The 10,954-nt window shown below is 62.6% G+C and carries 1 protein-coding gene; it reads right to left on the minus strand.

Annotated features, from left to right (window positions below; all coding sequences use genetic code 11):
- Positions 1-22 precede the first annotated feature (22 nt).
- Positions 23-10,948 carry a type I polyketide synthase gene (locus F6B93_RS19350; protein ID WP_211696526.1) on the minus strand — a complete coding sequence of 3,642 codons (10,926 nt, stop codon included), beginning with the start codon at positions 10,946-10,948 and terminating at the stop codon, positions 23-25.
- Positions 10,949-10,954 lie beyond the last annotated feature (6 nt).

A 10,954-nucleotide genomic window follows, 5' to 3' on the forward strand; every position in this document is an offset into this window, starting at 1 on the left:
AGAAGTGCCATGGGATCGGGAGCTAGGTGGTAGAGCCGAGCTCCTTGTCCAAGAGACCGAAAAGTTCTTCATCGGAATGGAACTGGACGTCACCGTCGCTGTCGGTATCTAAAGTCGATTCAGCACCGTCGGTGAGGAATGCTTCCAGATTGGCGCTCAGAACGCGCAGCCGATCTTCGACCAAACGCCTCTTACGTTTATCCGTTCCGATGGCGGCAAGTGTGGACTCGATTTCCTTGATTCCCTCGTGCAGTCCGTGAAGCGAGTCACTAGGGGGGGTGGTGTTGTTGAGGTGGGTGTGGAGGTAGGTGGCTAGTTCGGTGGGGTTGGGGTGGTCGAATACGGTGGTGGTGGGTAGGGGTAGGCCGGTGGCTTCGGTGAGGTGGTTGCGTAGCTCGACCGCGCTTAGTGAGTCCAGACCGATCTCGGTGAAGGCCGTGTTGGGGTCGATGTCTAGCGGGCTGGGATGGTTGAGCACCGCGGCGACCTGGGTGCGTACCTCAGCCAACACCACGTCGTCCCACTCGGTTTCCGGTGTCTGCGCGAGGCGTTGGGCCAACGTGGCAACACGGCCACGTTTGACCGGTGTCCGGACCAGGCCACCCAACAACACCGGCAACGTTCCCGCCCGGGCCTGCGCACGCAACACCGCGTGATCGAACACCGCGGGCACCAACACCGATTCAGCACGCCCACACGCCAGATCGAACAACCCCAAACCCTGCCCAGTAGTCATCGCCCGTAGACCCATCCGCTCGATACGGGCCTGATCCACCTGACCAAGCTGGCCGGTCATCGCGCTGGCCTGCTCCCACAATCCCCACGCCAACGACACCCCCGACAACCCCAAACCCCGCCGATACTGCGCCAACCCATCCAAAAACGCATTCGCCGCCGCGTAGTTCGCCTGCCCCGCACTGCCGAATATCCCCGCCGCCGAGGAAAACAACACAAACGCCGACAACCCCATATCCGCAGTCAACTCATGCAACGCCCACGCAGCATCCACCTTCACACCCAACACCTGCTCAACCTGCTCACGATCCATCGACTCGATGACCCCATCAGCGAGCACCCCCGCAGCATGGACCACCGCACCCAGCCGATGCTGCGCCCTAATCGCACCGACCACAGCACCCAGCTGGTCACGATCAGCGATATCAGCAGCAACGATCTCCACCCGACACCCATGCTCAGCCAACTCACCACGTAACTGATCAACACCGACCGCCGCGGCTCCCCGCCGACTCACCAACACCACATGCCCGCAGCCATACTCAACGACCAAATGCCGAGCCAACGCCATACCCAACACCCCAGTACCCCCGGTAATCAACACCGTGTCCTGGGGATCGAACACCGACCCCACACCCGACTGCGGCAACTGCGTCGACACCCGCGTCAACCGCGGCGCCAACACCACCCCCCCACGAACCGCTACCCGCGGCTCATCCACCACCCCCAACGCCGCACGCAACCCCACCCCACCATCACCACCATCATCATCAAGATCAACCAACCCGAACCGGCCAGGATGCTCACCAACCGCACTGCGCACCAACCCATCCACGGCCGCAACCACCAAATCCGGTGTCTGACCCTCACCAACCCCGACCCCACCACGAGTGACCAACACCAACCGCGACGCCACCAACGCCGGCTCAGCCAACCACGCCTGCACCAACTCCAAAGTCCCATACACCCCCTCACGAACACACCCAGCCACCTCACCCGCACCCGCCACCGGCGCAGCCATCACCACCACCTGCGGCACCGACCCACCACCACCAACAGCCTCCACCAACCCCGCCACATCCGGATACCACGCCACCTGCCCACCCAGCACACCCACCAAATCAACCGGCCCACCACCAACAACCACCACCGACGACACCGGCTGCGCAGCATCCACCGCCACCCACCCCACCGCATGCAACGACTCCACCGACTCGCCACCCACACGAGCCAACCCCGCCGCATCAACAGGACGCACATCCAACGACTCCACACCCAACACCGCCGCCCCCGACTCATCAACCCCCACAATCCGCAACCCACCAGAACCACTACCCTCCAACACAACCCGCAACACCGAAACACCACCCGACCCCAACCACACCCCACGCCACGCGAACGGCAACCCCACCTGACCCTCCGCCAACCCCTGCATCATCAACGCCGCACCCGGATGCAACACCGCATCAAACAACGCCGGATGCACCCCAAAACCCGCCCCCTCATCACCACCATCACCACTCAACGCGACCTCAACAAACGTCTGCTCACCACGACGCCACACCCCACGCACCCCCTGAAAAGCCGGCCCATACTCAAACCCCGCCTCGGCCAACCCCTCATACAACACATCAACATCAACCACCTGCGCACCCACCGGCGGCCACTGCCCCCCCAACAACCCACCACCACCAGCAGCAGCAGCACCAGCAGCAGCACCACCAGCGCTGAGCACCCCCGTCCCATGACGCACCCACGAACCCTGCTCACCCCCACCACCACTGGCGGTCTCCGGACGCGAATACACATCAACCCGACAACACCCCGCATCATCAACACCACCCACCAACACCTGCAACGCCACCCCAACACCCTCAGACAGCACCAACGGCGCCTCTAACACCAACTCATCAACACAATCCAGCCCCGCCCGCGCCCCCGCCGCCAACACCATCTCCACAAACCCAGTACCCGGCAACAACACCACACCCAACACCGCATGATCAGCCAACCAAGGATGGGTATCCAAACCAACCCGCCCACTAAACAACCAACCCCGCTCACCACCAAGACACACCCCCACCCCCAACCACGGATGCCCCACACCAGCCAAACCCACCGACCCCAAATCCCCCACACCACCCCGAGAAGAATCCAACCAAAAACGCTGATGCTCAAACGCATACGACGGCAACCCCACCCGCCGCGGACCCCACGACCCAAACACCGACGACCAATCCACCCCAACACCGGCAACAAACGCCTCCGCCACACACTGCGTCACCGCCTGTGTCTCAGACCGATTACCCCGTAACACCGACACACACAACGCCGGCGCATCACCAAGGCAATCACGCACCATCGCGCTCAACGGACCCGTCGGACCGATCTCCACAAACCTGCTCACCCCAACATCAGCAAGCGCACCCACCCCATCAACGAACCGCACCGCCTCACGCACATGCCGCACCCAATACTGAGCCGAACCCAACTCAGCAGCAGTAGCCAACCCACCAGTAACGTTGGACACCATCGGAATCCGCGCCGCATGAAACGTCAGCTTCTCCGCGATCGCACCGAACTCAGCAAGCATCGGATCCATCCGCGCCGAATGAAACGCATGACTAACCGTCAACCGCGTCGTCTTACGGTCCTGCCACTGCCTCAGCCACTCCTCGATCGCATCCTCATCACCAGAAACCACCGTCGAGACCGGACTATTCAACGCCGCCACCGACAACCGCCCCCCAAAAGACCCCAACGACGCGCGGACCTCATCCTCACCCGCGGCCACCGCCACCATCGCCCCACCACCAGCCAACCCACCCATCAACCGCCCCCGCGCCGCCACCAACACACACGCATCCGACAGCGACAACACCCCAGCCACATACGCAGCAACCAACTCACCCAACGAATGACCAATCAAATAATCCGCCACGATCCCCCACGACTGCAGCAACCGATACAACGCCACTTCCACCGCAAACAACGCCGGCTGCGTAAACGCCGACTGATCAATCAACCCCGCATCCGCCGAACCCTCCGACGCGAACAACACCTCCTTCAACGAACGATCCAAATGCCCATCAAACTCCGCACACACCGCATCCAACGCCTCAGCAAACACCCCATACGACCGATACAACTCAGAACCCATACCCACCCGCTGCGACCCCTGACCAGCAAACACAAACGCGGTCTTACCCTCCACCACCCGACCCGTAACCACCCCACCACCACAACCCCCACCCGCCAACGCCGCTAACCCCGCCAACAACTCCTCACGCGTATCACCCACCACCGCACCCCGATACCCCAAACCAGCCCGACCCGTCGCCAACGACCACCCCACATCAGCCACACCCAACTCCGGTCGAGCCCCCACATACCGCGCCAACCGAGCCGCCTGCGCACCCAACGCCGCCTCAGATTTCGCCGACACCACCCACACCACCTCACCCACACCCACACCCACACCATCAAGACCACCATCACTATCGGCGGGCACCGCCGGCGCTTCCTCCACAATCACATGCGCATTCGTCCCCGAAATACCGAACGACGACACCCCCGCCCGACGCACCCGCCCCTCAACCCGCGGCCACGGCTGCGCCTCGGTCAACAACCGCACCGCACCCACCGACCAATCCACATGCGGACTCGGCGCATCCACATGCAACGTCACCGGCAACACCTCATGACGCAACGCCTCGATCATCTTGATCACCCCAGCCACCCCCGCAGCAGCCTGAGTATGACCCATATTCGACTTCACCGACCCCAACCACAACGGCCGATCCCACTCCCGACCCTGCCCATACGTCGCTAAAATCGCCTGCGCCTCAATAGGATCACCCAACGTCGTCCCCGTACCATGAGCCTCCACCACATCCACATCCACACCACTAACCCCCGCACACGCCAACGCCGAACGAATCACCCGCTCCTGCGAAGGCCCATTCGGCGCCGTCAAACCATTCGACGCCCCATCCTGATTGACCGCACTACCCCCAATCACCCCCAACACCTCATGCCCACACCGACGCGCATCCGACAACCGCTCCAACAACACCAACCCCACACCCTCAGAAAACCCCGTCCCATCAGCACCAGCAGCAAACGCCTTACACCGCCCATCCACCGACAACCCCCGCTGCCGAGAAAACTCCACAAACGTCACCGGCGTCGCCATCACCGTCACCCCACCCGCCAACGCCAACGAACACTCACCAACCCGCAACGACTGACACGCCTGATGCAACGCCACCAACGACGACGAACACGCCGTATCCACCGTCACCGCCGGACCCTCTAAACCAAACACATACGCAATACGCCCCGACGCCACACTGCCCGCCCCACCCGTACTCACATACCCCTCAACCGCCGCCCCACCACCAAACCCATACTGCGAACCCATCACCCCCGCGAACACACCAGTATCACTACCCCGCAACGACTCCGGATCAATACCCGCCGACTCAAACGTCTCCCACGCAATCTCCAACAACAACCGCTGCTGAGGATCCATCGCCAACGCCTCCCGCGGCGACACCCCAAAAAACCCCGCATCAAAACCCGCCGCATCATCCAAAAACCCACCATGACGGTTATAAAACTTCCCCACCACATCAGGATCAGCATCAAACAACCCCCCCACATCCCAACCCCGATCACCCGGAAAATCACCAATCACATCCCGACCACCCACCACCACATCCCACAAACCCTCCGCAGAACCCACCCCACCCGGATACCGACACCCCATCCCCACCACCGCCACCGGCTCATCCACACCAACCCCCACCACCCGACCCGCCACCGGAGCAGCCACCGAACCCCGCCCCTGCACCTGATCCACCAAAAACCCCGCCAACACCACCGGCGTCGGGTAATCGAATACGGTGGTGGTGGGTAGGGGTAGGCCGGTGGCTTCGGTGAGGTGGTTGCGTAGCTCGACCGCGCTTAGTGAGTCCAGACCGATCTCGGTGAAGGCCGTGTTGGGGTCGATGTCTAGCGGGCTGGGATGGTTGAGCACCGCGGCGACCTGGGTGCGTACCTCAGCCAACACCACGTCGTCCCACTCGGTTTCCGGTGTCTGCGCGAGGCGTTGGGCCAACGTGGCAACACGGCCACGTTTGACCGGTGTCCGGACCAGGCCACCCAACAACACCGGCAACGTTCCCGCCCGGGCCTGCGCACGCAACACCGCGTGATCGAACACCGCGGGCACCAACACCGATTCAGCACGCCCACACGCCAGATCGAACAACCCCAAACCCTGCCCAGTAGTCATCGCCCGTAGACCCATCCGCTCGATACGGGCCTGATCCACCTGACCAAGCTGGCCGGTCATCGCGCTGGCCTGCTCCCACAATCCCCACGCCAACGACACCCCCGACAACCCCAAACCCCGCCGATACTGCGCCAACCCATCCAAAAACGCATTCGCCGCCGCGTAGTTCGCCTGCCCCGCACTGCCGAATATCCCCGCCGCCGAGGAAAACAACACAAACGCCGACAACCCCATATCCGCAGTCAACTCATGCAACGCCCACGCAGCATCCACCTTCACACCCAACACCTGCTCAACCTGCTCACGATCCATCGACTCGATGACCCCATCAGCGAGCACCCCCGCAGCATGGACCACCGCACCCAGCCGATGCTGCGCCCTAATCGCACCGACCACAGCACCCAGCTGGTCACGATCAGCGATATCAGCAGCAACGATCTCCACCCGACACCCATGCTCAGCCAACTCACCACGTAACTGATCAACACCGACCGCCGCGGCTCCCCGCCGACTCACCAACACCACATGCCCGCAGCCATACTCAACGACCAAATGCCGAGCCAACGCCATACCCAACACCCCAGTACCCCCGGTAATCAACACCGTGTCCTGGGGATCGAACACCGACCCCACACCCGACTGCGGCAACTGCGTCGACACCCGCGTCAACCGCGGCGCCAACACCACCCCCCCACGAACCGCTACCCGCGGCTCATCCACCACCCCCAACGCCGCACGCAACCCCACCCCACCATCACCACCATCATCATCAAGATCAACCAACCCGAACCGGCCAGGATGCTCACCAACCGCACTGCGCACCAACCCATCCACGGCCGCAACCACCAAATCCGGTGTCTGACCCTCACCAACCCCGACCCCACCACGAGTGACCAACACCAACCGCGACGCCACCAACGCCGGCTCAGCCAACCACGCCTGCACCAACTCCAAAGTCCCATACACCCCCTCACGAACACACCCAGCCACCTCACCCGCACCCGCACCGGCCACCGGCGCAGCCATCACCACCACCTGCGGCACCGACCCACCACCACCAACAGCCTCCACCAACCCCGCCACATCCGGATACCACGCCACCTGCCCACCCAGCACACCCACCAAATCAACCGGCCCACCACCAACAACCACCACCGACGACACCGGCTGCGCAGCATCCACCGCCACCCACCCCACCGCATGCAACGACTCCACCGACTCGCCACCCACACGAGCCAACCCCGCCGCATCAACAGGACGCACATCCAACGACTCCACACCCAACACCGCCGCCCCCGACTCATCAACCCCCACAATCCGCAACCCACCAGAACCACTACCCTCCAACACAACCCGCAACACCGAAACACCACCCGACCCCAACCACACCCCACGCCACGCGAACGGCAACCCCACCTGACCCTCCGCCAACCCCTGCATCATCAACGCCGCACCCGGATGCAACACCGCATCAAACAACGCCGGATGCACCCCAAAACCCGCCCCCTCATCACCACCATCACCACTCAACGCGACCTCAACAAACGTCTGCTCACCACGACGCCACACCCCACGCACCCCCTGAAAAGCCGGCCCATACTCAAACCCCGCCTCGGCCAACCCCTCATACAACACATCAACATCAACCACCTGCGCACCCACCGGCGGCCACTGCCCCCCCAACAACCCACCACCACCAGCAGCAGCAGCACCAGCAGCAGCAGCAGCACCACCAGCGCTGAGCACCCCCGTCCCATGACGCACCCACGAACCCTGCTCACCCCCACCACCACTGGCGGTCTCCGGACGCGAATACACATCAACCCGACAACACCCCGCATCATCAACACCACCCACCAACACCTGCAACGCCACCCCAACACCCTCAGACAGCACCAACGGCGCCTCTAACACCAACTCATCAACACAATCCAGCCCCGCCCGCGCCCCCGCCGCCAACACCATCTCCACAAACCCAGTACCCGGCAACAACACCACACCCAACACCGCATGATCAGCCAACCAAGGATGGGTATCCAAACCAACCCGCCCACTAAACAACCAACCCCGCTCACCACCAAGACACACCCCCACCCCCAACCACGGATGCCCCACACCAGCCAAACCCACCGACCCCAAATCCCCCACACCACCCCGAGAAGAATCCAACCAAAAACGCTGATGCTCAAACGCATACGACGGCAACCCCACCCGCCGCGGACCCCACGACCCAAACACCGACGACCAATCCACCCCAACACCGGCAACAAACGCCTCCGCCACACACTGCGTCACCGCCTGTGTCTCAGACCGATTACCCCGTAACACCGACACAAACAACGCCGGCGCATCACCAAGGCAATCACGCACCATCGCGCTCAACGGACCCGTCGGACCGATCTCCACAAACCTGCTCACCCCAACATCAGCAAGCGCACCCACCCCATCAACGAACCGCACCGCCTCACGCACATGCCGCACCCAATACTGAGCCGAACCCAACTCAGCAGCAGTAGCCAACCCACCAGTAACGTTGGACACCATCGGAATCCGCGCCGCATGAAACGTCAGCTTCTCCGCGATCGCACCGAACTCAGCAAGCATCGGATCCATCCGCGCCGAATGAAACGCATGACTAACCGTCAACCGCGTCGTCTTACGGTCCTGCCACTGCCTCAGCCACTCCTCGATCGCATCCTCATCACCAGAAACCACCGTCGAGACCGGACTATTCAACGCCGCCACCGACAACCGCCCCCCAAAAGACCCCAACGACGCGCGGACCTCATCCTCACCCGCGGCCACCGCCACCATCGCCCCACCACCAGCCAACCCACCCATCAACCGCCCCCGCGCCGCCACCAACACACACGCATCCGACAGCGACAACACCCCAGCCACATACGCAGCAACCAACTCACCCAACGAATGACCAATCAAATAATCCGCCACGATCCCCCACGACTGCAGCAACCGATACAACGCCACTTCCACCGCAAACAACGCCGGCTGCGTAAACGCCGACTGATCAATCAACCCCGCATCCGCCGAACCCTCCGACGCGAACAACACCTCCTTCAACGAACGATCCAAATGCCCATCAAACTCCGCACACACCGCATCCAACGCCTCAGCAAACACCCCATACGACCGATACAACTCAGAACCCATACCCACCCGCTGCGACCCCTGACCAGCAAACACAAACGCGGTCTTACCCTCCACCACCCGACCCGTAACCACCCCACCACCACAACCCCCACCCGCCAACGCCGCTAACCCCGCCAACAACTCCTCACGCGTATCACCCACCACCGCACCCCGATACCCCAAACCAGCCCGACCCGTCGCCAACGACCACCCCACATCAGCCACACCCAACTCCGGTCGAGCCCCCACATACCGCGCCAACCGAGCCGCCTGCGCACCCAACGCCGCCTCAGATTTCGCCGACACCACCCACACCACCTCACCCACACCCACACCCACACCCACACCATCAAGACCACCATCACTATCGGCGGGCACCGCCGGCGCTTCCTCCACAATCACATGCGCATTCGTCCCCGAAATACCGAACGACGACACCCCCGCCCGACGCACCCGCCCCTCAACCCGCGGCCACGGCTGCGCCTCGGTCAACAACCGCACCGCACCCACCGACCAATCCACATGCGGACTCGGCGCATCCACATGCAACGTCACCGGCAACACCTCATGACGCAACGCCTCGATCATCTTGATCACCCCAGCCACCCCCGCAGCAGCCTGAGTATGACCCATATTCGACTTCACCGACCCCAACCACAACGGCCGATCCCACTCCCGACCCTGCCCATACGTCGCTAAAATCGCCTGCGCCTCAATAGGATCACCCAACGTCGTCCCCGTACCATGAGCCTCCACCACATCCACATCCACACCACTAACCCCCGCACACGCCAACGCCGAACGAATCACCCGCTCCTGCGAAGGCCCATTCGGCGCCGTCAAACCATTCGACGCCCCATCCTGATTGACCGCACTACCCCCAATCACCCCCAACACCTCATGCCCACACCGACGCGCATCCGACAACCGCTCCAACAACACCAACCCCACACCCTCAGAAAACCCCGTCCCATCAGCACCAGCAGCAAACGCCTTACACCGCCCATCCACCGACAACCCCCGCTGCCGAGAAAACTCCACAAACGTCACCGGCGTCGCCATCACCGTCACCCCACCCGCCAACGCCAACGAACACTCACCAACCCGCAACGACTGACACGCCTGATGCAACGCCACCAACGACGACGAACACGCCGTATCCACCGTCACCGCCGGACCCTCTAAACCAAACACATACGCAATACGCCCCGACGCCACACTGCCCGCCCCACCCGTAACCACATACCCCTCAACCGCCGCCCCACCACCAAACCCATACTGCGAACCCATCACCCCCGCGAACACACCAGTATCACTACCCCGCAACGACTCCGGATCAATACCCGCCGACTCAAACGTCTCCCACGCAATCTCCAACAACAACCGCTGCTGAGGATCCATCGCCAACGCCTCCCGCGGCGACACCCCAAAAAACCCCGCATCAAAACCCGCCGCATCATCCAAAAACCCACCATGACGGTTATAAAACTTCCCCACCACATCAGGATCAGCATCAAACAACCCCCCCACATCCCAACCCCGATCACCCGGAAAATCACCAATCACATCCCGACCACCCACCACCACATCCCACAAACCCTCCGCAGAACCCACCCCACCCGGATACCGACACCCCATCCCCACCACCGCCACCGGCTCGGTCAGGGCAGTGTTGAGAGCAAGATTCTCTTCTTTCAGGCGCTCGACCTGAAAGAGTGCTTTTCGTAACGCCTTCGCGGCAGCTTGTTCGAGTTCGTTAGCCATATCCAT

This window comes from Mycobacterium spongiae, assembly GCF_018278905.1.
GTDB classification, from domain to species: Bacteria; Actinomycetota; Actinomycetes; order Mycobacteriales; family Mycobacteriaceae; genus Mycobacterium; species Mycobacterium spongiae.

Bases quoted from the DNA above. Each gene is read 5' to 3' on its own strand.
- F6B93_RS19350 (WP_211696526.1), bottom strand. From the start codon at position 10,948: ATGGCTAACGAACTCGAACAAGCTGCCGCGAAGGCGTTACGAAAAGCA.